This is a genomic window from Acidovorax sp. NCPPB 3576 (assembly GCF_028473605.1).
GTDB lineage: Bacteria > Pseudomonadota > Gammaproteobacteria > Burkholderiales > Burkholderiaceae_C > Paracidovorax.
In genome coordinates this window covers 267,166-293,243 of the sequence record NZ_CP097267.1, presented here as the reverse complement: position 1 = coordinate 293,243, position 26,078 = coordinate 267,166, and the positions used below count along the sequence as shown (strand labels likewise).

General features: G+C 68.7%; 26 protein-coding genes. 9 read left to right on the top strand and 17 right to left on the bottom strand.

All coding sequences use genetic code 11. From position 1 onward, the window contains the following. The first annotated feature begins 73 nt into the window (after positions 1-73). From tsaB to corA, 4 genes are all read left to right on the top strand, one after another. Positions 74-805 carry a tRNA (adenosine(37)-N6)-threonylcarbamoyltransferase complex dimerization subunit type 1 TsaB gene (gene tsaB / locus M5C98_RS01435; protein ID WP_272550552.1) on the top strand — a complete coding sequence of 244 codons (732 nt, stop codon included), beginning with the start codon at positions 74-76 and terminating at the stop codon, positions 803-805. Then, positions 802-1,272 carry a ribosomal protein S18-alanine N-acetyltransferase gene (gene rimI / locus M5C98_RS01430; RefSeq protein ID WP_272550550.1) on the top strand — a complete coding sequence of 157 codons (471 nt, stop codon included), beginning with the start codon at positions 802-804 and terminating at the stop codon, positions 1,270-1,272. The genes tsaB and rimI overlap by 4 nt, the downstream gene beginning before the upstream one ends. Beyond that, positions 1,269-2,102 (top strand): uracil-DNA glycosylase family protein, encoded by an 834-nt coding sequence (locus tag M5C98_RS01425; protein WP_272550549.1) that lies wholly within the window; start codon positions 1,269-1,271, stop codon positions 2,100-2,102. Before rimI ends, M5C98_RS01425 begins: the two co-directional genes overlap by 4 nt. A gap of 223 nt (positions 2,103-2,325) precedes the next feature. After that, positions 2,326-3,312, top strand: a complete 987-nt coding sequence (corA, locus tag M5C98_RS01420; protein ID WP_092742874.1) for a magnesium/cobalt transporter CorA — start codon at positions 2,326-2,328, stop codon at positions 3,310-3,312. 305 nt (positions 3,313-3,617) lie between these two features. On the opposite strand, the gene M5C98_RS01415 is transcribed toward corA, so the two are convergent. From M5C98_RS01415 to M5C98_RS01375, 9 genes are all read right to left on the bottom strand, one after another. Beyond that, positions 3,618-4,379: a 5'-methylthioadenosine/adenosylhomocysteine nucleosidase gene (locus M5C98_RS01415; protein ID WP_272550548.1), complete on the bottom strand. Its 762-nt coding sequence runs from the start codon at positions 4,377-4,379 to the stop codon at positions 3,618-3,620. A gap of 55 nt (positions 4,380-4,434) precedes the next feature. Next, the gene (locus M5C98_RS01410) at positions 4,435-6,114 is read right to left on the bottom strand and encodes a long-chain-fatty-acid--CoA ligase (RefSeq protein ID WP_272550547.1); all 1,680 of its coding nucleotides are present in this window, start codon (positions 6,112-6,114) and stop codon (positions 4,435-4,437) included. A gap of 137 nt (positions 6,115-6,251) precedes the next feature. Beyond that, a complete protein-coding gene (locus tag M5C98_RS01405) occupies positions 6,252-7,742 on the bottom strand; it encodes an NAD(P)(+) transhydrogenase (Re/Si-specific) subunit beta (protein ID WP_272550546.1) in 1,491 nt (496 codons plus the stop codon). After that, a complete protein-coding gene (locus M5C98_RS01400) occupies positions 7,739-8,077 on the bottom strand; it encodes an NAD(P) transhydrogenase subunit alpha (protein WP_272550545.1) in 339 nt (112 codons plus the stop codon). The genes M5C98_RS01405 and M5C98_RS01400 overlap by 4 nt, the downstream gene beginning before the upstream one ends. A gap of 68 nt (positions 8,078-8,145) precedes the next feature. Next, positions 8,146-8,871, bottom strand: coding sequence for a hypothetical protein (locus M5C98_RS01395; RefSeq protein ID WP_272550544.1), 726 nt, complete (start codon positions 8,869-8,871; stop codon positions 8,146-8,148). A gap of 40 nt (positions 8,872-8,911) precedes the next feature. After that, positions 8,912-10,027 carry a Re/Si-specific NAD(P)(+) transhydrogenase subunit alpha gene (locus M5C98_RS01390; RefSeq protein WP_272550543.1) on the bottom strand — a complete coding sequence of 372 codons (1,116 nt, stop codon included), beginning with the start codon at positions 10,025-10,027 and terminating at the stop codon, positions 8,912-8,914. Between the two features lie 171 nt (positions 10,028-10,198). Next, the gene (gene fba, locus M5C98_RS01385; RefSeq protein ID WP_092742855.1) at positions 10,199-11,263 is read right to left on the bottom strand and encodes a class II fructose-bisphosphate aldolase; all 1,065 of its coding nucleotides are present in this window, start codon (positions 11,261-11,263) and stop codon (positions 10,199-10,201) included. 101 nt (positions 11,264-11,364) lie between these two features. Beyond that, positions 11,365-12,693, bottom strand: a complete 1,329-nt coding sequence (locus M5C98_RS01380; protein ID WP_272553409.1) for a histidine kinase dimerization/phospho-acceptor domain-containing protein — start codon at positions 12,691-12,693, stop codon at positions 11,365-11,367. An 89-nt stretch (positions 12,694-12,782) separates the two neighbouring features. Then, positions 12,783-13,484: a response regulator gene (locus M5C98_RS01375; RefSeq protein WP_272550541.1), complete on the bottom strand. Its 702-nt coding sequence runs from the start codon at positions 13,482-13,484 to the stop codon at positions 12,783-12,785. Positions 13,485-13,601: 117 nt separating this feature from the next. Between M5C98_RS01375 and M5C98_RS01370 the strand changes: the two genes are divergently transcribed. Both M5C98_RS01370 and M5C98_RS01365 read left to right on the top strand, forming a co-directional pair. After that, positions 13,602-14,363: a phosphatase PAP2 family protein gene (locus M5C98_RS01370; RefSeq protein WP_272550540.1), complete on the top strand. Its 762-nt coding sequence runs from the start codon at positions 13,602-13,604 to the stop codon at positions 14,361-14,363. Continuing rightward, the gene (locus M5C98_RS01365; RefSeq protein WP_272550539.1) at positions 14,350-14,937 is read left to right on the top strand and encodes a phosphatase PAP2 family protein; all 588 of its coding nucleotides are present in this window, start codon (positions 14,350-14,352) and stop codon (positions 14,935-14,937) included. The genes M5C98_RS01370 and M5C98_RS01365 overlap by 14 nt, the downstream gene beginning before the upstream one ends. Here M5C98_RS01365 and pyk read toward each other — a convergent pair. From pyk to M5C98_RS01335, 6 genes are all read right to left on the bottom strand, one after another. Continuing rightward, entirely contained in the window at positions 14,870-16,306 is a 1,437-nt protein-coding gene (pyk, locus tag M5C98_RS01360) for a pyruvate kinase (protein WP_272550537.1), read from the bottom strand. The genes M5C98_RS01365 and pyk overlap by 68 nt on opposite strands. 209 nt (positions 16,307-16,515) lie before the next feature. Continuing rightward, entirely contained in the window at positions 16,516-18,282 is a 1,767-nt protein-coding gene (locus M5C98_RS01355) for a hypothetical protein (RefSeq protein WP_272550536.1), read from the bottom strand. Next, positions 18,272-18,763, bottom strand: coding sequence for a hypothetical protein (locus tag M5C98_RS01350; RefSeq protein ID WP_272550534.1), 492 nt, complete (start codon positions 18,761-18,763; stop codon positions 18,272-18,274). The genes M5C98_RS01355 and M5C98_RS01350 overlap by 11 nt, the downstream gene beginning before the upstream one ends. Continuing rightward, on the bottom strand, positions 18,760-19,149 hold the full coding sequence (locus M5C98_RS01345) for a hypothetical protein (RefSeq protein ID WP_272550533.1): 390 nt from the start codon (positions 19,147-19,149) through the stop codon (positions 18,760-18,762). The genes M5C98_RS01350 and M5C98_RS01345 overlap by 4 nt, the downstream gene beginning before the upstream one ends. A 387-nt stretch (positions 19,150-19,536) precedes the next feature. Next, positions 19,537-19,785 (bottom strand): hypothetical protein, encoded by a 249-nt coding sequence (locus M5C98_RS01340; protein ID WP_272550532.1) that lies wholly within the window; start codon positions 19,783-19,785, stop codon positions 19,537-19,539. A 67-nt stretch (positions 19,786-19,852) separates the two neighbouring features. Then, on the bottom strand, positions 19,853-21,244 hold the full coding sequence (locus M5C98_RS01335; RefSeq protein ID WP_272550530.1) for an aminopeptidase P N-terminal domain-containing protein: 1,392 nt from the start codon (positions 21,242-21,244) through the stop codon (positions 19,853-19,855). A gap of 142 nt (positions 21,245-21,386) precedes the next feature. Here M5C98_RS01335 and M5C98_RS01330 point away from each other — a divergent pair, with 142 nt between their 5' ends. Continuing rightward, a complete protein-coding gene (locus M5C98_RS01330) occupies positions 21,387-22,136 on the top strand; it encodes a hypothetical protein (protein WP_272550529.1) in 750 nt (249 codons plus the stop codon). Between the two features lie 36 nt (positions 22,137-22,172). Here M5C98_RS01330 and M5C98_RS01325 read toward each other — a convergent pair whose 3' ends face one another. Beyond that, a complete protein-coding gene (locus M5C98_RS01325) occupies positions 22,173-22,958 on the bottom strand; it encodes a nucleotidyltransferase family protein (protein ID WP_272550528.1) in 786 nt (261 codons plus the stop codon). Next, a complete protein-coding gene (gene speD / locus M5C98_RS01320; protein ID WP_272550526.1) occupies positions 22,955-23,347 on the bottom strand; it encodes an adenosylmethionine decarboxylase in 393 nt (130 codons plus the stop codon). The genes M5C98_RS01325 and speD overlap by 4 nt, the downstream gene beginning before the upstream one ends. A 103-nt stretch (positions 23,348-23,450) precedes the next feature. Between speD and tkt the strand changes: the two genes are divergently transcribed. Together tkt and M5C98_RS01310 are read left to right on the top strand one after the other, a co-directional pair. Continuing rightward, positions 23,451-25,505 (top strand): transketolase, encoded by a 2,055-nt coding sequence (tkt, locus tag M5C98_RS01315; RefSeq protein ID WP_272550524.1) that lies wholly within the window; start codon positions 23,451-23,453, stop codon positions 25,503-25,505. Between the two features lie 97 nt (positions 25,506-25,602). Beyond that, on the top strand, positions 25,603-26,067 hold the full coding sequence (locus M5C98_RS01310; protein WP_272550523.1) for a hypothetical protein: 465 nt from the start codon (positions 25,603-25,605) through the stop codon (positions 26,065-26,067). The last annotated feature ends 11 nt before the right edge of the window (positions 26,068-26,078 follow it).

Here is a 26,078-nt window from a genome sequence, read left to right as displayed (position 1 = left end):
CCAGCACCGGGTGCGGCGCACGGCTGCGGTTTCGCAGACATGGCGCTTCGGGTGGGCCCCCCACCCTCACCCCATGAACCTGCTCGCCTTCGACACCAGTACCGACACCCTGTCCATCGCCGTACAGCGCGACGACGCGACCTGGGAGCACAGCGGGCCCGGCGGCGCGCAGGCGTCCGCCACGCTGCTGCCGGCCATCCGGGCCCTGCTGGCCGAGGCCGGCCTGTCGTTCGACACGCTGGATGCGGTGGTCTTCGGGCGTGGCCCAGGCTCGTTCACCGGGCTGCGCACGGCGTGTTCGGTGGCGCAGGGGCTGGCCTTCGGCGCACGGGGCGGCGCTGGCGTGCCGGTGCTGCCGATCGACACCCTGCTGGCCGTGGCGGAGGCGGCCCGCCACGCCCACGGTTGCACCCGCGTGGTGGCGGTGCTCGATGCACGCATGGACGAGGTCTATACCGCCCCCTTTGAATTCCAGGCCGACGGCACATGGCACGGCGGCAACGACTTCGGCCTGAGCGCGCCGCAGGCCCTGCAGGTGCCGCCCGGCTACACCGTGGCTGGCAATGCCCGCGCGGCCTATGGCGAACGGCTCGCGCCCGGCGCCCCGCACGTGTTTGCCCTGCCCACCGCCATGGCCCTGCTGCGCCTGGCTCCCGCATGCATGGCTGCGGGCGGCGCGCGACCTGCCAGCGAAGCGCTGCCGCTGTACGTGCGCGATAAAGTGGCGCAAACCACGGCGGAGCGCCTGGCGGCCAAGCAGGCGGCCGCGGCCGCCCTGCCTCCCACCCTGGCTTCTGCCCCATGAGCGCCGTTCCCCACACCCCCGACGAAGCCCGGTTCGAGCCGCTCACGCTCGCGCGGCTGGATGCGCTGCTGGCGATCGAACAGGTCGCCTACACGCACCCCTGGACGCGCGGCAACTTCATCGACGCCATGGCCGCCGGCTACGAAACCCAGCTGCTGATGGCCGGCGATGAACTGATCGGCTACTTCGTGGCCATGAAAGGCGTGGACGAAGTGCACCTGCTCAACCTGACTGTGGCCCCCGCCCACCAGCGCCAGGGCTGGGCCCGGCTGCTGCTGGATGCGCTGGCCCTGTGGGCACGCGGCTGCAGCGCGCAATGGCTGTGGCTGGAAGTGCGCGTGAGCAATGCGCGCGCGCGGTCGATCTACGAGGCGCGGGGCTTTCGCTTCGTGGGCGAACGCAAGCGCTACTACCCCGCGCATGGCGGCGAGCGCGAGGATGCCGTCGTGATGAGCCTGCCGCTATGAGCCTCGACCTCGACGCACGCCAGCGCGCCATGCTGGGGGAGATGGGCATCACCGTGTGGGCGCCGGCTGCGGCCCCCGTGGCCACGCCGGAGCCGGCCGCAGTCGCCCAGGCCGCGCCCCCAGCGTTCGCACCACCGGCCGCTCCGCGGATGGCAGCACCGGCAGCGCCCCCTGCACCGCAGGCCGCAGCCCCGGCCATGGCCCGCACCGCCCCGCCGCCCGTGGCGGCACCCACCGCTACCCCGGCCTCTGCGCCCGCCGGCCGGGACGAAGCCTCCGCCCTCACCGCCACCCTGCTGGCGCCCCAGCCGCTGTACCCGCACGCCGATCCGGCGGCCACGCCGGCGGACCTCGGCTCGGGCTGGCTGGTGCTGGCCGAAAGCGCCACGCCCGACGCCCCGCTGACCGGCGACGCCGGCAAGCTGCTGGACAACATGCTGCGCGCCATGCGGCTGCACCGCCATCCGCGCGTGTTCTTCGCGGCCGTGCAGCGCACCGGCGCCGGGGCCGGGGCCGCGGGCGATGCCGGCATCGCGCACGCGATGCAAGAGGCCCTGGCTGCCCTGCGCCCTTCGATGGTGCTGGTGCTGGGCCTGGGTGCGGCCCGCGCGGTGCTGGAAAGCCGCGAGCCGCTGGGCCGGCTGCGGGCCGGCATGCACGCCCTGCCGGGGAACACACCGGCGGTCGTCACCTACGACCCCGCCTATCTGCTGCGCGCGCCGGAAGCCAAGGCGGCCGCCTGGGCGGACCTGTGCCGCGCGCTCGCCGTGGTGCGGGCGGCGGGCGCTCCAGCGCAGGGTTCAGGCCCCCCTGCTACCGACCCGGGCTAACGCCTTTCAGGCGCTGTGCGCATGGGCTGCAAAGCCCCGCCGGCACCCGGCGCGTGTCATGGGATTGACGCAACGCAATGCCATAATCCGCGGCTTGCATTTTTGGAGATTCCTCCGTGGAAACCTACCCCAGTTGGTAGCTTTCAGCTCCCGGCCTGCCGAGGGCTGAAAGCCGCCCCATCCCTCGCAGACAAAGCCCATCACACACCGGGAGTGAGCCTACATGCTCAACATTTTCACGCTCGCCAACGGCCGGCTCGTCCAGGAAGAAATCGAGTCCCTGGAAGAGCTGGCGCAGTTCCAGCCGATCTGGGTCGATCTGGAGTCGCCCACCCTCGAAGAAAAACGCTGGGTCAAGCAGCACTACGGCCTCTTCATCCCCGAAGACGCCATGGACGAGGACATCGAGGAATCCGCCCGCTTCTATGAAGAAGACAACGGCGAGCTGCACATCCGCAGCGACTTTCTCATCGACGACGAAGACGACCCGCGCTCGGTGCGCGTGGCCTTCATCCTGAACCTCGTCAACGACACGCTCAAGAGCAAGGGCGTGCTCTTTTCCATCCACGACGAAGACGTGCCCGTGTTCCGCCTGCTGCGCATGCGCGCGCGCCGGGCCCCGGGCCTGATCGAGGATGCGAAAGAGGTGCTGCTCAAGCTCTTCGACGCCGACGCCGAATACTCCGCCGATACGCTCGAAGGCATCTACGACGACCTGAAGAAGGTCAGCGTGCAGGTGCTGGCCGGCGACGTGACCGACGCCCGCGCCGGCGAGGTGCTGGCCGCCATCGCGCGCCAGGAGGACCTGAACGGCCGCATCCGCCGCAACGTGATGGACACGCGCCGCGCCGTGAGCTTCATGATGCGCAGCAAGATGCTCAACGCCGAGCAGTTCGAGGAAGCGCGCCAGATCCTGCGCGACATCGAATCGCTCGACAACCACACGGCGTTCCTGTTCGACAAGATCAACTTCCTGATGGACGCCACGGTCGGTTTCATCAACATCAACCAGAACAAGATCATCAAGATCTTCTCGGTGGCCAGCGTCGCCCTGCTGCCGCCGACGCTGATCGCCAGCGTCTATGGCATGAACTTCAAGTTCATGCCCGAGCTGGACTGGTCGCTGGGCTACCCCTATGCGCTGGCGCTGATGGTGGCGAGCGCCCTGGGCCCCATGTGGTACTTCCGAAAGCGCGGCTGGTTGAAATGACCCCCCTGAGCCGCTGCGCGGCTTCCCCCCAGGGGGACGACGCCTGCGGCCCGGCGGAGCCGGTTCCGCGGCGTCTGCTGGCGTGAAGGCACGCGCGCTGCTGAGAATCGGCGGCCTGGAGTCAAATCGGCCTCCAGCGCAATCAGTACTAGGGCATTGCGCTATTGATTTTGAAGCAACTGACAGACCCGGAGCAAGGGGTGCGGCGTCTGCCGGCCTCCAAGCACGCGCCCCGTCGAAAATTGCCCATTGAGAGCCGAATGGGCCTCCAGCGCAATCATCACTAGGGCATGCAGCTATTGTTTTTATAGCGTACTGAGAAACCGCCCGATGATGCCATCGGCATACCGGCTGGCCACGGCCTGCACGAAGCGGGGGAAGTCCGCGTGCGCGGCGTCGTCCGCGCGGTCGGACACGGTGCGCACGGCGGCGAAGGGCACGCCGTAGTCGCTGCAGACCTGGGCCACGGCGGCGCCCTCCATTTCCACTGCCAGCACCGCGTGGCCGGCGGCGGCGAAGGCGCCGCGCAGCGCCTGCGATTCCTGCACGGTCGACACGAAGCGGTCGCCGCTGGCGATCAGGCCCTGGTGCACGCGCGGCGCGCGCAGGGGCGGCGGCAGACCGGCGCCTTCCAGCAGGGCTGCCGCGCCGGATGCGAGACAACCGTGCGCCGCATCGGCCAGCCGGCCGGCCAGCGCTTCATCGCACGGCAGCCGGGTGCGCCCGTAGCCGGGCAGCTCCCAGCGGGGGAACAGGGGCGAGGCGTCCATGTCGTGCTGCAGAAAGTCATGCGCCACGACCACGTCGCCCACCTGCACGTCCGCGCCCAGGCCACCGGCCACGCCGGTGAACACCACGCGCGCCGCGCCGAAGCGCTCGATCAGCGCCGTGGCGGTGGTGGCTGCCGCCACCTTGCCGATGCCCGAGAGCGCCAGCACCACCTCGCGCCCGTGCAGGCCGCCGCTCCAGAACGTGCGGCCGGCGTGCAAGGTGCGGCGCCCCCGCGAGAGCGCGTCGATGAGGCCCTGCTGCTCTTCGGCCAGGGCGCTGAGGATGGCAGTGGTCACGGCTGCGGTTCGGCCCGCGCCGGGAGGGCGCGGTGCCAGGGCAGGATGGGCCGCACTAGCGCTTGTCGCGCAGCTCGCGGCGCAGGATCTTGCCCACCGGGGTCTTGGGCAGCGAGTCGCGGAACTCGATCACGCGGGGCTGCTTGTAGCCGGTCAGGTTGGCCTTGCAGAACTCGCGCACCTGCGCCTCGGTGAGTTCGGTGCCGCGCTTGACGATGACCAGCTTGACGGCTTCGCCCGTCTTCTCGTCCGGCACGCCCACCACCGCGCATTCGAGCACGCCGGGCAGCATGGCCACCACGTCCTCGACCTCGTTGGGATAGACGTTGAAGCCGCTCACCAGCACCATGTCCTTCTTGCGGTCCACGATCTTGAAGTAGCCGCGTTCATCGACCACGCCGATGTCGCCGGACTTGAAGTAGCCGTCGTCCGTCATGACCTTGGCGGTCTCGTCGGGCCGCTGCCAGTAGCCGGCCATGACCTGCGGGCCCTTGATCACGATCTCGCCCCGCTGGCCGGGCTCGGTCACGTCGCGGCCATCGTCGTCGATGAGCTTCATGTACGTGCTCGAGATCGGCACGCCGATGGTGCCGGTGAAGGCTTTCTCCGTGGCCGGGTTGCAGGCGACCGTCGGGCTGGTCTCCGACAGGCCATAGCCTTCGCAGATGGGGCAGCCGGTCTTTTCCAGCCAGAGCTTGGCCACCGCGGCCTGCACCGCCATGCCGCCGCCCACCGACACCTTGAGGTTCTTCCAGTTCACGGTGTTGAAGTCGGGGTGGTGGGCCAGGCCGTTGAACAGCGTGTTCACGGCCGGGAAGCTGTGGAAGGTGTGCTTGGACAACTCCTTGAGCACCGCCGCCAGGTCGCGCGGGTTGGGCAGCAGGATGTTCTTGGCGCCCGTGCGCATGTTCATCATCATGTTCACCGTGAACGCGAAGATGTGATACAGCGGCAGCGCGCACACGGTGGTGGGCTGCTCGTTCGCTGGCACGGCCTGCATCACCGGGGCGTTCCAGGCCTCGGCCTGCAGCACGTTGGCGATGATGTTGCGGTGCAGGAGCACGGCGCCCTTGCTCACGCCCGTGGTGCCGCCCGTGTACTGCAGCAGGGCCACGTCGTCGGGCCGCAGATCGGGCGCTTTGAACGCGCCCCGCGCGCCCTGCGACAGCGCATCGTTGAAGCGCACGGCACCGGGCAACGAGTACGCCGGCACGAGCTTTTTCACGCTGCGCACCACGTAGTTGACGATCAGGCCCTTGGGGAACCCCAGGCGGTCGCCCATGGCGCACAGCACGACGTTCTTGATCGGGGTGGCGCCGATGCAGGCCTGCAGCGTGGCGGCGAAGTTCTCGATGATGACGATGGCCTTGGACCCCGAGTCCTTGAGCTGGTGCTCCAGCTCGCGCGGGGTGTACAGCGGGTTCACGTTCACCACCACCAGGCCGGCGCGCAGGATGGCGGCGACCACCACCGGGTACTGCGGCACGTTGGGCATCATGATGGCGACGCGGTCGCCCTTGGCCAGCCCCAGGCCCTGCAGATAGGCCGCGAACTGGCGGCTTTGCACGTCGGTCTCGCCGAAGGTCACGTCCTTGCCCATGTAGCTGTAGGCCACGCGGTCGGCGTACTTGCCGAAGGCCTCTTCCATCAGGGCGACAAGCGAGGGGTACTGCGCCGGGTCGATGTCGGCCGGCACCCCGGGTGGGTAGGCGGCAAGCCACGGGCGGTCATTCATGCTTTGTGTCTCCAAACCTGCTGTTACAAAAGGAGCCCGCATTGTCGTCGCGGGCGATGGCGCCGGGGGCCTGTAGTTTCCCTAAAGCGGGGAACCCGGTCCCGGCAGGGCGCCGCCGGAGGTGGCGCCGGGCCGTCTTATTCGATGGCCTTGCCGATGTCTTCCACGACCTTCTTGGCGTCGCCGAAGACCATCATGGTCTTGTCCATGTAGAACAGCTCGTTGTCCAGGCCGGCATAGCCCGCCGCCATGGAGCGCTTGTTCACGATCACGGTCTTGGCCTTGTAGGCCTCCAGGATGGGCATGCCGTAGATGGGGCTGCCCTTGGTGTGCGCGGCGGGGTTCACCACGTCGTTGGCGCCGAGGATGATGGCCACGTCCACCTGGCCGAATTCGCCGTTGATGTCCTCCATCTCGAACACCTGGTCGTAGGGCACCTCGGCTTCGGCGAGCAGCACGTTCATGTGGCCCGGCATGCGCCCGGCCACCGGATGGATGGCGTATTTGACGGTGATGCCCTTTTCGGCCAGCTTGGCGGCCAGCTCCTTGACCGCATGCTGGGCGCGCGCCACGGCCAGGCCGTAGCCCGGCACGATGACCACCGTTTCGGCGTTGCCCAGCACGAAGGCGGCGTCGTCGGCGCTGCCGCTCTTGACGCTGCGCTGCGCCTGCGCGCCACCGGTGGCAGCCGCCGCCGCATCGCCGCCGAACCCGCCCAGGATCACGTTGAAGAACGAGCGGTTCATCGCCTTGCACATGATGTACGACAGGATGGCGCCCGAGCTGCCCACCAGCGAGCCCGCGATGATGAGCATGCTGTTGTTCAGGCTGAAGCCGATGCCCGCCGCCGCCCAGCCCGAGTAGCTGTTGAGCATGGAAACCACCACCGGCATGTCGGCCCCGCCGATGGGAATGATGATGAGCACGCCCATCACGAAGGCCAGCGCCAGCATGGCGAAGAAGGCGGTCCAGCTCTCCGTCGCCACATAGACCAGCCCCAGCCCCACGGTCGCCAGGCCCAGCACGAGGTTGAGCGCATGCTGGCCCTTGAACTGCACCGGCGCGCCCTGAAACCAGCGGAACTTGTATTTGCCCGACAGCTTGCCGAAGGCGATCACCGAGCCGCTGAAGGTGATGGCGCCGATGGCCGCGCCCAGGAACAGCTCGAGCCGGTTGCCGAACGGGATCGGCAGCCGCGCAAAGCCCTCCACCAGCACCGTGCCCGCGGGCGAGGCGGCGCTGGCCAGGGCCGGCACGGGCGGCGGCACGATGCCGAAGGCCCAGGGCTCGGCCACCGCGGCCACGGCGATGAACACGGCCGCCAGGCCGATCATGCTGTGCATGAAGGCGACCAGCTCGGGCATCTTGGTCATCTCCACCCGCTGGGCCATCACGGTGCCGGCGGCGCCCCCGACGAGCAGCCCGAGCAGCACCCAGGCCAGCCCCAGCGGCGCGCCACGCGTGACGCTCCAGATCAGCGCGGCGGTGGTGACCACCGCGATCGCCATGCCCGCCATGCCGAACAGGTTGCCCCGGATCGACGTGGTGGGATGCGAGAGCCCCTTGAGCGCCTGGATGAAGCAGACGCTGGCCACCAGGTACAGCAGCGTGACGAGGTTCATGCTCATGGCGCACCCTTCTCGTCAGCGGCAGCAGCAGCGGGAGCCGCCTTGCGCTCCTTCTTGCGGAACATCTCCAGCATGCGACGGGTGACGAGAAAGCCCCCGAACACGTTCACCGCGGCCAGCGCCACCGCGAGTACGCCCATGGTCTTGCCGAGCGTGGTTTCGGTGAGGGCCGCGGCCAGCATGGCGCCGACGATCACGATGGCCGAGATCGCGTTCGTCACCGCCATCAGGGGCGTGTGCAGCGCCGGCGTCACGGTCCACACCACGTGGTAGCCGACATAGATGGCCAGCACGAAGATGATCAGGTTGATCAGCGTGGGGGAAACGGCATCCATGGCAGCACTCCTTGAAGGGGCGAACGGGGCGAATGAACCAGCGGGCGAAAGAAAGAACGAATGAACGGCTATTGCGGCGGGGCGACCGGGAACGGCGGCACGACCAGCCGGCCGTCCATCATCGCGGTGCTCAGCCGTGCGGCCTGCGCCATCTTGTCGCCCCACTCCAGCACAGGGCGGCCGGCGCGCAAAAACGCCTCGTTGTCGCGCGTGGGCGGGCGCACCAGGCGCTGATCGACCAAGGCATCGATGGTGACGATGGCGCCGCCGTTGGTGGCGTAGCGGAAGAACACGTGCGAATACGGCTTGGTGGGCGTCGCCTGGTTCATGGCCATCCATTGCGCCACGGCGGGACGGTTCTTGGCCAGGTAGTCCTCGGTGTCGGCGCGGCGCTTGTAGCGCAGGCAGTCGATGCGCGCGGGGCTGCCCTGGGCCTTGTCCTCGACGAACACGCCCTGCTGCTGGGGGCACGGGGCCGTCCACAGCGTGGTGTCGCGCGGGTAGTTGGTGCTGTTGGTCTGCACCAGCAGCACGGCCAGCAGCGGCCGGTCCTTGCCAGGGCCGCGCAGGCCCATGGCGGTCATCTGCGTGGGCAGGTCGGCGGCGGTGTCGTCGGGCAGCACGTCGATCACCTCGTCGCGGCGGCCGAGCACCTCCCAGTCGCCGGGCGGCAGGTCGAGCTGCGCACGGCCCACGTGGGGCAGCCCGGGTTGCACAGGCGCGCAGGCGGCCAGGGTGAACAGCGAGGCGATGGCGAGCAGCGGGCCGCCAAGGCGAGGGGACAACGGGGGCATGGATAGGAACCGGGTCTTCACTGGGGTACTACTTGTCGGGTCATGCGCGGGTGACCGCGCCTTCATGGGCCACGAGACAGGCGGCGACGATGTCGTCTTGCCGGTCCACGTGCAGGGCCCCTTCGGGGTGGATGATGAGCTTGAGGAAATCGAGCACGTTGCGCGCATAGAGCGCCGAGGCGTCGGCGGCCACGAGCGCGGGCAGGTTGGTTTCGCCGACCAGCGTGACGCCATGGCGCACCACGGTCTGGCCGGCTTCGGTCAGCGGGCAGTTGCCGCCCTGGGGGGCGGCGAGATCGACGATCACCGAGCCCGGCTTCATGGACTGCACCATCGCCTCGGTCACCAGCACCGGCGCGGGCCGGCCGGGAATGAGGGCGGTGGTGATGACCACATCGGCCTGGGCCACGCGCTTGGCCACCTCGACCTTCTGGCGTTCCAGCCAGCTGGCCGGCATGGCGCGCGCGTAGCCGCCGGCGCCCTGGGCTGCGTCCTTCTCTTCGTCGGTTTCGAAGGGCACGTCGATGAACTTCGCGCCCAGCGACTCGACCTGGTCCTTGACCGAGGGCCGCACGTCGGAGGCCTCGATCACCGCGCCCAGCCGCTTGGCCGTGGCGATGGCCTGCAGGCCGGCAACGCCCACGCCCAGCACCACCACGCGCGCGGCCTTCACCGTGCCGGCGGCGGTCATGAGCATGGGAAAGAAGCGCTGGTATTTGTCGGCCGCGATCATCACGGCCTTGTAGCCGGCGATGTTGGCCTGGGAAGACAGCACGTCCATGCTCTGGGCGCGCGTGGTGCGGGGTGCGGCCTCCAGGGCATAGGCGGTGGCGCCCGCCTGCGCGAGCCGCTGCAGGCCCGCCGCGTCGAAGGGGTTCAGCATGCCGACCAGCGTGGTGCCGGGGCGCAGCAGGGGCGTTTCGGATTCGGTGGGACAGCGGACCTTGAGCACCAGGTCGGCGCTCCAGGCGCCGGCGGCGTCCACGATCTCGGCACCGGCCGCGGCATAGGCCGCATCGGGCACGCTGGAGGCCACGCCGGCACCCGCCTGCACGCGCACCGCATGGCCCTGGGCCTTGAGTTTCCTGACCGTCTCCGGCGTCGCGGCGACCCGGGTTTCTCCAACCATGGACTCGGCTGGTACACCTATCTGCATGTTGTCTGTCTCCCGGCTGGCGTGTGCACGGCGATCTCCGCTCACTGGGCCTGAGCTTACCCGATGCGCCTGGCTGCACCGGCATGCCCCAATGGCGAAGGCCCGGCGCACCGCAATGCCGCCGGGCCTATGGCGTGCGGGAGGCGCGAGCGCCCCACGCAACCGCAGGGGTCAGTTCACCACCTGGGCCAGCGCGCCCGCGGCGTACTGGCCGGCCACGACCTGCAGGCTGTGGCCCTTGATCTTGGGCGCCTGGCCTTCGCAGCCGAACTCGATGTAGCGCTGCTTGCAGATGGCCTTGGCGGCCTCGCGCGCAGGCTTGAGCCATTCGCGGGCGTCGAACTTTTCGGGGTTCTCGGCCAGAAACTTGCGCACCGCGCCGGTCATGGCCAGGCGGATGTCGGTGTCGATGTTGATCTTGCGCACGCCGATCTGGATGGCCTTCTGGATTTCCTCGACGGGCACGCCGTAGGTTTCCTTCATGTTGCCGCCGTACTGGCGAATGATCTCCAGCAGTTCCTGCGGCACGCTGGAGCTGCCGTGCATCACCAGGTGGGTGTTGGGGATGCGGCGGTGGATTTCCTGGATGCGGTCGATGGCCAGGATGTCGCCTGTGGGCTTGCGCGTGAACTTGTAGGCGCCATGGCTGGTGCCGATGGCGATGGCCAGCGCATCGAGCTGGGTGCGCTTGACGAAGTCGGCGGCCTGCTCGGGATCGGTCAGCAGCTGCTCGCGCGTCATGGTGGCGTCGGTGCCGTGGCCGTCTTCCTTGTCGCCCTTCATGGTCTCCAGCGAGCCCAGGCAGCCCAGTTCGCCCTCGACCGTGACGCCGACCTTGTGCGCCATGTCCACGACCTTGCGCGTCACATCCACGTTGTATTCGTAGCTGGCGATGGTCTTGCCGTCGGCCTCGAGCGAGCCGTCCATCATGACGGACGAAAAGCCCAGGTCGATCGCGCCCTGGCACACGGCGGGGTTCTGGCCGTGGTCCTGGTGCATGACCAGCGGGATGTGGGGGTAGGCCTCGACGGCCGCCTGGATCAGGTGCTTGATGAAAGCCTCGCCCGCATACTTGCGGGCACCGGCGCTGGCCTGCAGGATGACCGGGGCGCCCGTCTCGTCGGCGGCGGCCATGACAGCCTGGACCTGTTCCAGGTTGTTCACGTTGAAAGCGGGAATGCCGTAGCGGTTTTCGGCGGCATGGTCGAGCAGTTCGCGCATCGAGACGAGAGGCATGGGATGGGTCCGTTCTTCAATGGTGGGGAAGTGGGCAAAGCCGAAGGCCTCTGGAAAAAAGGCCGGCGGTCGCGGCGGTAACCGCTTCGTAACCGGCGATTTTATCCGGTCGGCCCCGCTTGGGAATCCCCGAATTCCAGACGGTAGCAGGTGGTGAAGGGCGGCGACGCAGCGGCGGCGGCAAAGCGCGCGCCGTGCGCCTCGGCCACGCGCGCGACGATCTCGTGCCCCAGGTGCAGGCTGTCCACCGGCGCGCGTGCGGCCCCCTGGGCGTGGTCCCGGGCGCCGTCGTCCACCACCTGCAGCCAGGGCCCGCCCTGCTCGGCCTGCCCCAGCTGCACCTCGATGCGGGTGCCGTGCGGCGTGTGCTTGAGGGCGTTTTCCAGCAGGTTGCGCAGGGCGATCTCCAGCAGCACCGCATTGCCGTGCCAGACCAGGGCGCCGGGCGCGGCGACGGCAATGCTGCCCTCACGCGCCCAAGCGGCCTGGGCGTAGTCGGCGCTCACGCGGCGCGCCAGTTCGGCCAGATCGACGGGCGAGGCCGCCTCGTGCAACTGGGTGCGGCTGGCGCGCGCCAGGGCCAGCAACTGGTTGAGCACATGCCCGGCGCGCAGCGCATCCTGCCCGATGCGGGCCAGCGCCTGGGCCTGCTCCTGCTCGGGCAGCCCGCCGTCCAGCGCGCGCGCCTGCAGCACGATGGACGACAGCGGCGTGCGCAATTCGTGCGCCACCTCGTTGGCCAGCCGCCGCTCGCGCGCCAGCGCCGCCTGCTGGCGGTCCAGCAGGGTATTGATCGACACCACCATCGGATCGAGCTCGCGCGGGGCGTTGCCGGCGTCCAGCCGCTCGGCGCGCACCACGTCCAGCCGGGCCACCGCGTCCGACAGCGAATACAGCGGCCGCAGCCCGCGCCGCACCGCCAGGCCCAGCGCCAGCGCCACCACCGGCAGCAGCCACAGCCCGGGCTCGATGATCTGGCCCGCGATGTCGTCGGCCAGGTCGTCGCGCTCGTCCAGGTTGAGCAGCACCATGATCTTGCGGTCGTGGGCCGCATCCCATTGCGAGAACCCGCGCCAGGACACGGGCGGCTCGCCCAGCTCCAGGTCGGCGAAGCCGTCCGGCAGGTCAAAGGCCGGCAGCGGCGCGCTGCCCGTGCGCGACAGCAACTGGCCGTTCGCACCCCAAAGCACCACGCTGAGCGATTGCTGGTAGTCGTGCGCCTTGAGCCAGGGGGTGGGCGCGCGCTGCGTGGCCAGGGACGGCTCGACCCCGTCGGAGGCGCGCAGATTGAGCAGCAGCGCGGCGACGCTGGCCAGGTGCCCGTCGGTGAGTTCGTCGGCCTCGTGCACCCCGGTCTGGTAGCCCAGCCCGACGAAGGTGCCCCACACGACCACCAGCGCGCCCAGCGTCCACAGCAGCAGGCGCCGCATGAGCGAGCTGCGCCGCGCCAATGGCGCTGCAGCGGGTGCGGGCGTGGGGTCCGGCTGATGGGTCGGCGAATGGGTCGGCAGCACGCGGCTCATGGCGCATCCTCCAGGGGCATGAAGTAGCCCACGCCGCGCATGGTCTGGATGCGCCCGCTGCCGAGCTTGCGGCGCAGGTGGTGGATGTGCACTTCCACCGCATTGCTCTCCACGGCGCTTTGCCAGTTGTAGAGGCTTTCCTCGATCTGCTGGCGCGACAGCACCCGGCCGCGCGACTCCAGCAGCACCAGCAGCACCGAGAACTCGCGCGGGGACATGTCCACCTGCTGGCCGGCCTGGCGCACGGTGCGCGCGGCGGGGTCCACCTCCAGGTCGCCATGGCGGATGGTGGGCGATGCCCGGCCCGCGGCCCGTCGCAGCAAAGCCCGCAGGCGGGCCTCCAGCTCGTCCACATCGAACGGCTTGGCCAGGTAGTCGTCGGCCCCTTCGTCCAGCCCCGCGATGCGCTGGTGGACCTGGTCCCGGGCGGTGAGGATCAGCACCGGCGTGGCGGGGTCGGGCAACGCAGCCACGGCGGGGGCCCCGGCAGGACTATGGCGCAGCCGGCGCAGCAACTGGGCGCCATCGCCATCGGGCAGGCCCAGATCCAGCAGCACGGCATCGAAACGCTCCATGCGCAGCGCGCTCCAGGCAGTCGCCACGCTGGAACACACGTCCACTGCATAGCCGCGCTGCTGCAGGTTGGTGCGCAGGCCATCGGCAATGCCGGCATCGTCTTCGACCACGAGGATTCGCATGGGGGCGATTGTCACCGCGATGCGGAGTCGCCAGAGCCCGCCCGTCCGGCGGACCGACAAGATGGCAGGCACAAACGTTAAGACGGCGTTAAGAGCGGCTGCCTATCGTCCGCCCCCATGCCGACTTCCTACTCCCCTGGCGCCGCGCCTGCCGCGTCCCGATCCTCCCCTTCGCTTCCACCGCTGGCCTGGGCACTGGTCGTCCTGGCGGCGCTCATCGCCTGGGACGCCTGGGGCCTGGACCTCGATCTGGCCCGGGTGTTCGGCTCGGCCCAGGGCTTTCCACTGCGCGACCATTGGCTCTTCGTGCACGTGCTGCATGAAGGCGCGCGGCGGCTGGGCTGGGTGCTGGTGCTGGTGCTCGCTGTCGGCGTGTGGTGGCCGGTGGGCGTGCTGCGCCGCCTGGCCCACGGCGAGCGGGTGCAAATGGCGATCAGCGCCCTGCTGTCGCTGGGGGTGATTGCCCTGCTCAAGCAGAGCAGCACCACCAGTTGCCCATGGGACCTGGTGGAATTCGGCGGCGTGGCACGCTACGCCTCGCATTGGGCCCTGGGCGTGATGGACGGCGGCGGCGGCCACTGCTTTCCCGCAGGGCATGCCTCGGCCGGCTTCGCGTTCCTCGGCGGCTATTTCGCATTGCGCCACAAAGCGCCACGCGCCGCGCGCTGGTGGCTGGCCGGCGCGCTGGTCGCCGGCGTGGTCCTGGGACTGGCGCAGCAGGCACGGGGCGCCCACTTCACCAGCCACACGCTGTGGACCGGCTGGTTCTGCTGGATGACGGGCTGGCTGTGCGACCTCGGGGGACAGTGGATGCACCGGCACTTCCCGGAAATGGACAGCCACCTGACCGCCGAGGCCGACACCCATGCTGTCCGTTGACCTCGCCCTTTTCACGGCCATGAACGCCACGGCTGCGACCCCGGCGGGCATCGTGACCGCCGCGCGCTGGCTGTCGCAGGGTTTCCCCATCCTCGCGGGGCTGCTGGTGGCCGCAGGACTGGGCTGCGGCAGCCCCCGGCTGCGCCAGGCCCTCATGCTGGGCCTGGCGGCACTGGTGATCGCCTGGTGCGCCGCGCGCGGCATACGCGCATGGGTTCCGAGGCCCCGCCCCGCTCAACTGGGCCTCGGCGTTCAATGGATCGAGCACGGTGTTCGCGCGGGCTTTCCCAGCATGCATGCCACCGGCGCGTTCGCGCTGGCCCAGGGACTGGCGCTGGGGCTGCATCGGCGCCGCGCGCCCTGGAAATGGCTGGCCTTCGGACTGGCGGCGGCCGTGGCGTGGAGCCGTGTCTGCCTGGGCGTGCACTTTCCCGCGGACGTGCTGGCGGGGGCCCTGACCGGCTGCGCGAGTGCCCTGGCCGCCAAGGCCCTGCTGCGGCACGCGCTCAGCTGGCGCGGCAGATCTTCAGCATATTGGTTCCGCCCGGCGCGCCCATCGGCTCGCCGCACGTGATCGCGTACAGGTCACCCTGCTGCACGATGTTGCGGCTCTTGAGGTGGCCCTCGGCCTGCTCCAGCGCGGTGTCGCGGTCGGCGCTGGTGTCCATGAGCAGCGGGCGCACGTTGCGGTACATCGCCATCTTGCGCTGCGTGGCCACCTTGGGGGTGAGCGCGTAGATGGGAATGTGGATGCGGTGGCGGCTCATCCACAGCGCGGTGGAGCCGCTCTCCGTCATGGCCACGATGGCCTTGGCACCCAGGTGGTGGGCGGTAAAAAGCGCGCCCATGGCGATGGACTGGTCGATGCGGCCCAGCGTCTGGCCCGTGAAGTCGGAATCGCGCTCGGGGTCTTCCGCGGCCTCGGCGGCGGCGCAGATCTTGGCCATTTCTTCGACCGTCTCGAGCGGGTACTTGCCTGCGGCGGTCTCGGCGCTCAGCATCACGGCGTCGGTGCCGTCCAGCACGGCGTTGGCCACGTCGCTCACCTCGGCGCGCGTGGGCACGGGGTTGGTGATCATGCTTTCCATCATCTGCGTGGCGGTGATGACGACCTTGTCCATGTCGCGCGCCATGCGGATCATCTTCTTTTGCAGCGCCGGAACGGCCGCGTTGCCCACCTCCACGGCGAGGTCGCCCCGCGCCACCATGATGCCGTCGGACACGCGCAGGATCTCCTCCAGGCGGGGCACGGCCTCGGCCCGCTCGATCTTGGCGATCAGGCCCGGCTTGTGCCGGTACTCGGCCGCCGCCACGTTGCACAGCTGGCGCGCCATTTCCATGTCGGTGGCGTTCTTGGGAAAGCTCACGGCCACGTAGTCGGCCTGGAAGCTCATCGCGGTGCGGATGTCTTCCATGTCCTTGGCGGTGAGGGCCGGCGCGGTGAGTCCGCCGCCTTGCTTGTTGATGCCCTTGTTGTTGGACAGCTCGCCGCCGATCTTGACGGTGGTATGCACTTCTTCGCCGCGCACGGCGTTCACCACCATCACGATGAGCCCGTCGTTGAGCAGCAGCACGTCGCCCGCCTTCACATCGCGCGGCAGTTCCTTGTAGTCCAGGCCCACGCCGTTGTCGTCGCCCAGCGCGGTGCGCGATGCGTCCAGGATGAAGGACTGGCCCTGCTGCAACTGCACACGGCCTTCGGCGAACTTGCCCACGCGGATCTTGGGGCCCTGCAGGTCGGCCATGATGGCCACTTCGCGGCCGGCACGCTGCGCGGCCTCGCGCACGGAGATGGCACGGTCGATGTGGTCCTGCGCCTTGCCGTGGCTGAAGTTCAGCCGCACCACATTGACCCCCGCACGGATCATCTGCTCCAGCAGTTGCGGGTCGCTGGAAGCGGGCCCGAGGGTGGCAACGATCTTGGTGGCGCGGCGGATCTGCATGGCGGTTCGGTCTCTCTGCATGGATGTCATCGGATTTCAATTTTGCATGAATTGAAAAGAGGTGACATCACTTCCGGGCAGACCCCGGGCTGCGCGCCGTGGCGGGACCAGGTCTGCACTGGCAGGGTTGCAGAGGGCCACTCCCCGCTGCGGCAGACCTTGGGCCGCCCTCGATGCCCGGGCGGTCCATCCGCCCGGGCATCGAAACCTCAGACCTGTGCGTCGCCTTCCGGATGGGGCCGGCGCTGCCGCAACCCGACCTGGGGAGCAACGCCGGCATTGCGAGCCTCGGCCTCGGCTTCCCGGCGGACCGCACGCACCGCGCCCTCTGCCTGCCAGCTTCCTCCGATGGCCGCGTACCCCAACCCCGCCAACATGCCGGCGAGGGAATTGCTCAACAAGTCCTGCTGACTTAGCGTCCCCCCGCGGTTCACATTCCCGAGGATGTTGAAGACGGCATTCCCTGCCGAGATGGCGGTGATGCGCGCAGGCGTCTGGTCCAGCAACCGGCCATAGTCCGTTCCCGTGACGCGAGGATTCCATTGCTGCACCGTACCGGACTGCAGCGCCTCCTGCTGGGTGACGGATATCCAGTCCGCAGTCTCCACCGCCCAGTTGATGGCGGCCTTGATGGCGGACACCCCTGCAATGTCGCCCCACGCATCGCTTCGGGCGCCACTGCTGCTGGCCCCATCCAACAGCACGGCGCGGGCGGCGGCAGTATCCCCTCCCAGAATCGGAAGCTGGGACCACGCGTTGTTGCCCACGACGTTGGCCAGTCCATAGAACAGGCTGGCCGAGTTGAGGTGGCTGCCGCTCACGCCGCCGGACGTTTCCTCCTGCGTGCCGACCATGCTGAAGGACGCCTGAATGAAGTCGCGTGCGAAGGAATACGCAACGGTCTTGATGTCCCCTGCAAGCACATCGGTGGCCATGCCCACGTTGCCGGTGAGCGTGCCATGCAGCGACAGCCCGATTGAGGCCATGGACGCACCGATCTGCTCCAGCGTCACGATGCGCGACATGCGCTGCTGCGTCTGGCGCATTGACGCGCGCTGATCGTCCGAGCATTCGGCCCATTGCGCCGCGGTCATCGCATGAAAACCCCGCGCGGCCGTGTCCGGATCGCGTGCCTCGCGCCGTTCCCGCATCACGGCCATGCCGATGTTGAGCAGCCCAACGCCCACCTGCATGCCCAGGACCATGTTGGGCGGTGTGGCGCGAAACGCGACCTTCATGGACTCCGCCATCATCTCGCGCAGAAAGGTGGGCACGAAGACCGAGGCGAACTGGTGAACGCCATGGCCGAATGCCGCGCCCATGATGCGCTGGCTGGGCAGCATCGAACCCACGGCCTGTACCGTGGTGGACTCCGAGGCCGCGGTGCGGGCCGCAGTGGCCGCCTCCCCGAGCCGGTGCAAGGCCGCCCCTCCGGTTTCCATCGCGCCGATGCCCAATTGCCGCAGCATCGCGTTCCAGCTCTGCGGCTCAGGCACCGCCGGCTCCTCGTGTTCCTGCAGCTCTGGCATATCGACCCGGCGACTGGCGCGCAGGAACCGGTCCAGCGGGATATCAACGAGCTCTTCCAGCGCCGGCATCTCGCCCATGGCCCAGAACGACGCATTGGCGTTTGAAACCTCGGTCATCTCCACTCCCTCACCGAAACCACCGGCGTTCGGAGTAACGGGTTCGCTGCTACCCCAGCGACGGCTGCCTCCGGATAGAGGGGTATGGAAGGATTCGGAACGCGTAGGACTGGACAGCAGGGAGAAGGAATCCCCTTCTTGAAGCGCCTGGCGCGGCGGCATCGTCTGCGGATGCGCATGGGACAGGCCTCGCCGGCCGGTCAGCGTCTCGTGCTGAAGGCGTCCGGAAATGCTGGCGCCCGAGGAGCGGGCCTGGGGCGTCTGAGGTTCAGGGGAAAGTGTCGGGCGGATCGGTGTGGTCGAACCGGACGCGTTCGTTTTATTGAGCATGGGTACGCTCCTTGTGGCCGCCGGAGGCTTCGGGTGCCGCGCAGGGAACGCCCGCCTGCACGGCATTGGCCAGCGCAGCCAGTTGCAGAATGTGCCGAGCGACGACCTCCGCCGAGGCGTTGCCCAGTGGACACCGGCACAGCAGTTGCGGCCCCGCGAAACCGCGGGCAAAAACGGCTCCAAGGCTGAGCATCAGCTGCGTGGATGCCTGCAGCGCGGCCACGCGCCGGGCCGGATCGTCCAGGCAGTCTGCGAGCAAGGGCGCTGCCATGATCAGCGCCTCCTCGTCCACGTCGGGCACCAAGGCAATGGTGCGGCTTTCCAGGGCGATGGTTCCGGTGCGCGAGGCATCCTTTGCCTGCTCCTGCGATGCGCCCAGGAACAAGGCCGTGTCCCTGACCAGCGCCAGGACGCGGGATGACGCTTCGAACTCCTGCACAGGGGCGGGTGGCTGCGGGCGGGGTGCGAGAACGGCGCTCATTGCACACCTCCTTTGCGCGGCGAGGCTGCGCCCAGTGCCAGCACCCCCTCCCGGGTGGCTTGGCACATGGCCAGCAAACCGCCGAGCTGCGCGGCAAGAAGCTGCTCGTTTTCCTGCTGCGTCTCCAGGCGGCGCACCAGCACGGCATCGCCGTTGTCTTCCATGCCATAGCCCCAGTCGGAGCTGAGCATCGACTGCCCGTTGGCGACCAGCAGCGCGTCGGTCCAGATTTCCGCCGGAACATGCTCGGGTCGGGCCATCGTGGCAATGGCGGCCCATGGGCCATTCTCCTGATGGCTCAGGGGCGCCACGCGCAGCGTGAACGGCCCCACCTTCGCTTCGCCCGTTTCTCCAAAAATACGGGCAGTGGCCTCGTCGGCCCCCAATTGCAGAGCGGCCTGCCTGACACAGGCTTTGCGCCGTGACGGTAGCCCAGGACCACGCACGGGTGGCTTCGGTTTTGCGTTTTTCATCGTCTTTCTTTCAACCGTTATCGCTTATGTATTTCCGCGCGACATGCGGATTTGGTGCCCTTTACACCAGCCGGCACTCGTCTCTGAAATGTGCCGGCCACTGCATGGTTGAGTGTGCGAACCCCGCACATGCAGCGGCAACCGAAGCGAATTGACAGTTTGCGAAAGAGAAACTTGACAGGAAGGCCTGGCGGGGAACTTCTGGCCCGCGGCTTCGCCGGGTCGCGCCCTGGGCCTGGGCGACACCCGCCATCTTTTTTTTCCACGCAGTGCGCCGCCTGAAAAGGCCCGCCCGCAGCGCTACGGCTGGCGCCAGAGATTCCAGGCCCACTTTCCGAGGAACACGCCGACGGCCAAAAGCAGCAGGCCGGGAAAGAAAATGCCATCGCCGTCGGCTTCCAGGCCACCCGCCGCATAGCCGGGCATGGCGGCGGAATGGGGCGCGTAGCCCTCGCTCCCGGCATACTTCGCGGTGACGATCAACAACCACAGTGCCGCGCCGATGCACGCGATGGCGCACGCACCGATCACGCAGGCCATCAGCCGCATGGAACCGGGGCCTTTACCGGGCGGAGGGCTTGCCCGGCCATGGGTTGCGCCTGGCCCATGGCGCGCGTCAATCCCGCATCAGCGCTTCGATCTCATCCGCCTTCACCGGCACGCCGCGCGTGATCAGCTCGCAGCCGCCGTCGGTCACGATGGCGTCGTCCTCGATGCGGATGCCCAGGTGATGGAAGGCCTCGGGCACGCCCGGGGCCGGGCGCACGTACAGGCCCGGCTCGATCGTCAGCACCATGCCGGGCCGCAGGATGCGGCTGGGGCGGTTGGCGATGGTCTCGCCCGAGAGCGGGTCCTTGCGTTCGCTGACCTGGCCGATCTCGGACGGCTCCACGTAGCTGCCGCAGTCGTGCACATCCATGCCCAGCCAGTGGCCGGTGCGGTGCATGTAGAACTGGAAGTAGGCACGGCTGTCGATCACGTCCTGCGCCGTACCCACGGTGTTCCTGTCGAGCAGGCCCAGGTCCAGCATGCCCTGCGCCAGCACCGCCACCGTGGCGTCGTGCGGATCGTTGAAGCGGGCGCCGGCCTTCGTCGCCGCGATGGCCGCGTCCTGGCTGGCCAGCACCAGGTCGTACAGCGCGCGCTGCGGCCCGGTGAAGCGGCCGTTGGCCGGAAACGTGCGCGTGATGTCGCTGGCATAGCCGTCGAGCTCGCAGCCCGCATCGATCAGCACCAGTTCGCCGTCGCGCACGGGCGCGGCGTCGGCGCGGTAGTGCAGCACGCAGGCATTGGCGCCAGCGGCGACGATGGAGTTGTAGGCCGGGCACTGCGAGCCGGCCTCGCGGAAGGCGTGCAGCAGCTCGGCGTCGAGGTGGTATTCCCGCACGTCCTCGCCGGCACGCAGCATGCGCGCGCTGCGCTGCATGGCGCGGATGTGGGCCCGGGCGCTGATGGCCGAGGCGCGGCGCATGGTGTCCTGCTCGTGCGCGTCCTTGACCAACCGCATTTCGTCGAGCAGGGTGCACAGGTCGTCCTGCTGCGCGGGGCACAGCGCGCCGTAGCGCACCCGTGCGCGCACCTGGTTCAACCAGCCCTCAACGCGCGCGGCCAGGCCGGCGTGGATGGCGAACGGATACCAGACCCGGGTGCGGTTTTCCAGCAGGCGGGGCAGTTGCGATTCCAGCACGGCAGCCGAATGCGCGGCGTCCACGCCCAGCGTGCCCACGGCGGCCTCGGGGCCCAGGCGGTAGCCGTCCCAGATCTCGCGCTCCAGGTCCTTGGGCTGGCAAAACAGCGTGCTGTGGCCCTGCGCGGTGATCACCAGGCAGGCACCGGGCTCGGTGAAGCCGGTGAGGTAGTAGAAATAGCTGTCGTGCCGGTACAGGAAGTCGCTGTCGCGGTTGCGCGGGCGCTCCGGGGCGGTGGGCACGATGGCGATGCCGCCTTCGCCGAGCATCGAAGCAAGGCGGGCACGGCGCTGGGCGTAGAGGGAGTTCTGTGGGCTCATGCAGGCATTCTCAGGGCATCGGCCGGAGCGTATTTGCAATTCCACGGGGCAAATTACATTTCGAATCATTGGCGGCTAACCCTGCCTCAGCCGCGCAAACAAGGGGCTTGAGAATGTGGCCTCCCCTCCTCCTGGATCGCGCATGTCCGGTTTTGCCCCGCTGCAGTTCATTTTGACGACCTTCCTGCCGCTGCTGGGCTTGGTCTTGACAGTGGCGTTGCTCGGCTACGGTGCGTATGCCCTGTGGGTCGATGTGCCGCAAAAATGGGTGCTGTCGCGGCGCGCCCTGCTGGCGCTGTGCGGCGTGGCGCTGCTGTGCGACGCGTCGCTGGGCCTGCGCCTGTACCTCTCGCATAGTGACAGGCAGGATTGGAAGGACGGCGCCGTGCACCGCGCCAGCCGCGAGCGCTTCGCGCTGCCGCAAGACTTCCAATACGGCGAGTTGCTGATTCCCGCAGGCAGCCTGATCAACCGGCAAGACCCCTTCGACAAGGGCGAGCCTTCGCGCCCGGTGGCGCTGCACGGGCTGGAGGCCGTGCGGTTCCCGCAGCCGGTGCTGGTGGCAGGGGTGTGGGCCAACGCGTTGCAGATCAACCCGCTGCGCGTGGAACTGGCGCAGGACCAGCGCATCGGCCCGCTGTATCGCTACGACGGCGCCCGCCAGACCTGGGTGGCCAACAAGGTGGTGCCTGCGCTGGCCTGCAGGAAGGGCCAGATGGCCGTGTTCCAGGTGCCGCACATTCCCTACGACGTGCAGGCCGAGGTGGGCAAGCCGCCACCGGACGGCCCCGAGGCGCGTTTTCTGCCCAGCCAGTGGATGTTCCGCAATTGCGAGGTGGCGCCACCGATCGCCGTGCAGCCGGCGCACGGCAGCGCCGTGCCGGCCCGGTGATCGCGGCGAAGCCCTGGTGGGGGCCGGCGTGGCCCCTCAGCGATTGAGCTGCGCCAGCCGCTCGGGCGTGCCCACGTCGGTCCAGCGGCCGGTGTAGAGCGATGCGGTGACGCGGCCCGCGTCCATCGCCCGGCGCAGCAGCGACACCAGCGCGGCGCTCATTCCCGATGGGTTTCCGGCAGGTACATCGCACCAGAGCGGCTCGAACAGCTCCGCCCGCAGCAGCGCCAAGGTGCTGTAGGTGTAGCGCGGCGCGGCGCTGTCCGCAGGCAGGTTCAGCGCCAGGCCGGCATCCGACAGGCCGAAGTCCCCGCGCGGGTTGTGCGCCGGGTTGGGCACCAGCCACAGGTGGGCCAGCGCGGTGCTGGCGGCAAAGCGCTGTGCGGCATCGGCGTCGAAAACGAAGTCGGGCGCGAACACATCGCCCGCCGCCAGCCAGAACACCGGCCCCAACTGCGGCAGCGCCCGCGCGATACCGCCTGCGGTTTCCAGCGCATGGCCGAAATCCGCCCCTTCATGGGAGTATGAAATTGATAGCACACCGCCGGCGTATTCATTGCGCTGGAGGGCAAATTGGCTTCCAAACCGTTCGCCAATCTGCTCGCCCAGCCAAGCCGTGTTGATGACGGCCCGTGGAACGCCGGCCTTCGCCAGCGCACGCAGGTGCCACTCCAGCAGCGGCACGCCCTGCACCGGCAGCAGGGGCTTCGGGGTCGTGTCGGTCAGCGGACGCATGCGCTCGCCACGGCCCGCCGCCAGCACCATGGCGGGCACCTGTGCGGCAACCTGGGCCGGCGATGGAGAGTGGACGGGCCGCGTCATGCCGCAACGCCTTGCGCCACGGCGCCGCGCTGCAGCGCATGCCGCTGCGCCCGCTCTGGCGCGAACAACGCCAGCAGCGCAGCCATCAGCGATTCGGCCTTCGCCGAATGGTCCGCGCCGACATTGCACACGTACACATCGAGCGTGACCGCGCCCAGTTCGGGCCAGGTGTGCACGCACAGGTGCGACTCGGCCAGCAGCAGCGTGGCCGTCACGCCGCCCGGCCCCTGCGCGGTGGCGGGGAAGGCGTGGAACAACTGGCCCACGGCCTGCAGCCCGGCCGCCTGCACGGCGCCGGCACAGGCGTGGCCCAGCGCGGCAGCGTCGGTCAGCCAGTGCGGCGCGCAGCGGCATCCGTGAAGATCGGCGGTGAGGTGCAGGCCTTGCATGGGGCTGCACTGTAGTGCATCGGGCCCCGGGGACGGAGCCCCGGGAGCCGCCCCGGTAAAATGCCGGGTTTTCCCCCCACAGCCCCTTCCGGAGCCGCCCCTGATGGCCAATTCTCAACAAATGGCGAATGCGATCCGCGCACTCGCAATGGACGCAGTTCAACAGGCCAATTCCGGCCACCCCGGCGCCCCCATGGGCATGGCCGACATGGCCGTCGCGCTGTGGGGCCGCCATCTGCGGCACAACCCGGCCAACCCGCACTGGCTGGACCGCGACCGCTTCGTGCTGTCCAACGGCCACGGCTCCATGCTGCTGTACGCGCTGCTGCACCTCACGGGCTACGAATTGCCCATCCAGGAGCTGAAGAACTTCCGCCAGCTGCACAGCAAGACGGCCGGCCACCCCGAATACGGCATCACGCCCGGCGTCGAGACCACCACCGGCCCCCTGGGCCAGGGCATCACCAATGCCGTGGGCTTCGCGCTGGCCGAGAAGCTGCTCGCCAAGGAATTCAACCGCGACGGCCATGCCGTGGTGGACCACCACACCTACGTCTTCCTGGGCGATGGCTGCCTGATGGAAGGCATCAGCCAGGAAGCGCTGTCGCTGGCCGGCGCCTGGAAGCTCAACAAGCTCATCGCGCTGTACGACGACAATGGCATCAGCATCGACGGCCAGGTCGCCCCCTGGTTCGTGGACGACACCCCTGCCCGCCTGCGCGCCTGCGGCTGGAACGTCATCGGCCCCGTGGACGGCCATGACGTCGAAGCCGTGGCGGCCGCGGTGCAAAGCGCCAAGACCTCCACCGACCAGCCCACGTTCATCGTCTGCAAGACCGCCATCGGCAAGGGCTCGCCCAACCGCGCGAACACCTCCAAGGCCCACGGCGAGCCCCTGGGCGCCGACGAGATCACGCTCACGCGCAACGCCATCGGCTGGAGCCACGCGCCCTTCGAGATCCCGGCCGAGGTCTATGCCGACTGGAGCGCCAAGGACACCGGCGCCCAGGCCGAAGCCGAATGGCAGCAGCGCTTCGACGCCTATGCCGCCGCCTTCCCCGAACTGGCCGCCGAGTTCACCCGCCGCATGGCCGGCGACCTGCCCAAGCACTTCGCGCAGACCGCCGTGGACACCGTGGTCGGCATGCACACCAAGGGCGAGACCGTGGCCAGCCGCAAGGCCAGCCAGCTGGCCCTGGAAGCCTTCACCGCGCAACTGCCCGAGCTGCTGGGCGGCAGCGCCGACCTGACCGGCTCCAACCTCACCAACACCAAGAGCACGCCGGCCCTGCGCTTCGACGAACACGGCGACGTGATGCAGGTGGAAGTGAACGTGGGCGCCGAGACGGTGCGCGTCGGCGGGCGCCACATCAACTACGGCGTGCGCGAGTTCGGCATGGCCGCCATCATGAACGGCATCGCCCTGCACGGCGGCTTCATCCCCTACGGCGGCACCTTCCTCACGTTCAGCGACTACAGCCGCAACGCCATCCGCATGGCCGCGCTGATGAAGCTGCGCGTGGTGCACGTGTTCACCCACGACTCCATCGGCCTGGGCGAAGACGGCCCGACCCACCAGTCGATCGAGCACGCCGCCAGCCTGCGCCTCATTCCGAACCTGGACGTGTGGCGCCCGGGCGATACGACCGAAACCGCCGTCGCCTGGAGCGTGGCGCTGTCCAACCGCACCCAGCCCACCGCCTTGCTGCTGTCGCGCCAGAACCTGGCCTACGCACCCAAGCGCGACCTGGGCGACATCAGCCGCGGCGCGTATGTGCTGTCCGAGCCGGCCGATGCGGGCATCAAGAAAAAGGCCCAGGCCGTCATCATCGCCACGGGGTCGGAAGTGCAGCTGGCGCTCAAGGCGCAGCAACTGCTGGCCACGCGCAAGATCGCCGTGCGCGTGGTGTCCATGCCCAGCACGACCACCTTCGACCGCGAAGACACGAAGTACAAGCAATCCGTGCTGCCCGCCGGCATCCCCCGCATCGCGGTGGAGATGGGCGTGACCGACGGCTGGTGGAAATACGGCTGCGCCGCCGTGGTCGGCATCGACACCTTCGGCGAATCGGCCCCGGCGCCGGTGCTGTTCAAGCACTTCGGCTTCACGGAAGAGAACGTGGCCGATACGGTGCAGGCGGTGCTGCGCAAGCGTTGATCGATCCCACCCGGCGCGATGGAGCGAGCCTGCCAACCTGTTCCGCAAGTTGGCAGGGAGCTCCTCTCGCGCTTGAACTCAGGAACCATCTGCCGGAATGAAGCGAGCCTCCCGAGCCATCAAAATCATGGCTGCCATTGCAGGCGGCTTTCTGCTTTGCGGCGCTGCAGCGCTTTTCATGGCGGGTGCATTGTTCGAATCCAGCGGAGTGGATCGAGGCTCTCTTGTTTACCGCCTTGGCGCGCCTGGGCATCTTCGGTCAGTGGAAATTCTGGATGAATGCGAAAAGCCCAAATACCGTTGGAAGGGCCGCGACGGCGAGAGCCATCCCTATTCGTCGGTCACCTACGGTAGCTTGAAAAGCGCCGCTGAATTGTTCCGTTCTTATCAAAGCACATTCGATAAGCAATCGTGCGAGATGAAGGATGGGATCCAGAGCAGCGGCAACAAGAAACACCTGATGCTCGTTTGTGCGCAGCAGGATTTTGTGTCGATCGACATATTCATTGCAGACGCGGGCACCTGCAAAGAGGTCACCCTCGATTTTCTGGAAAACGATTAAACCGCTGGAGA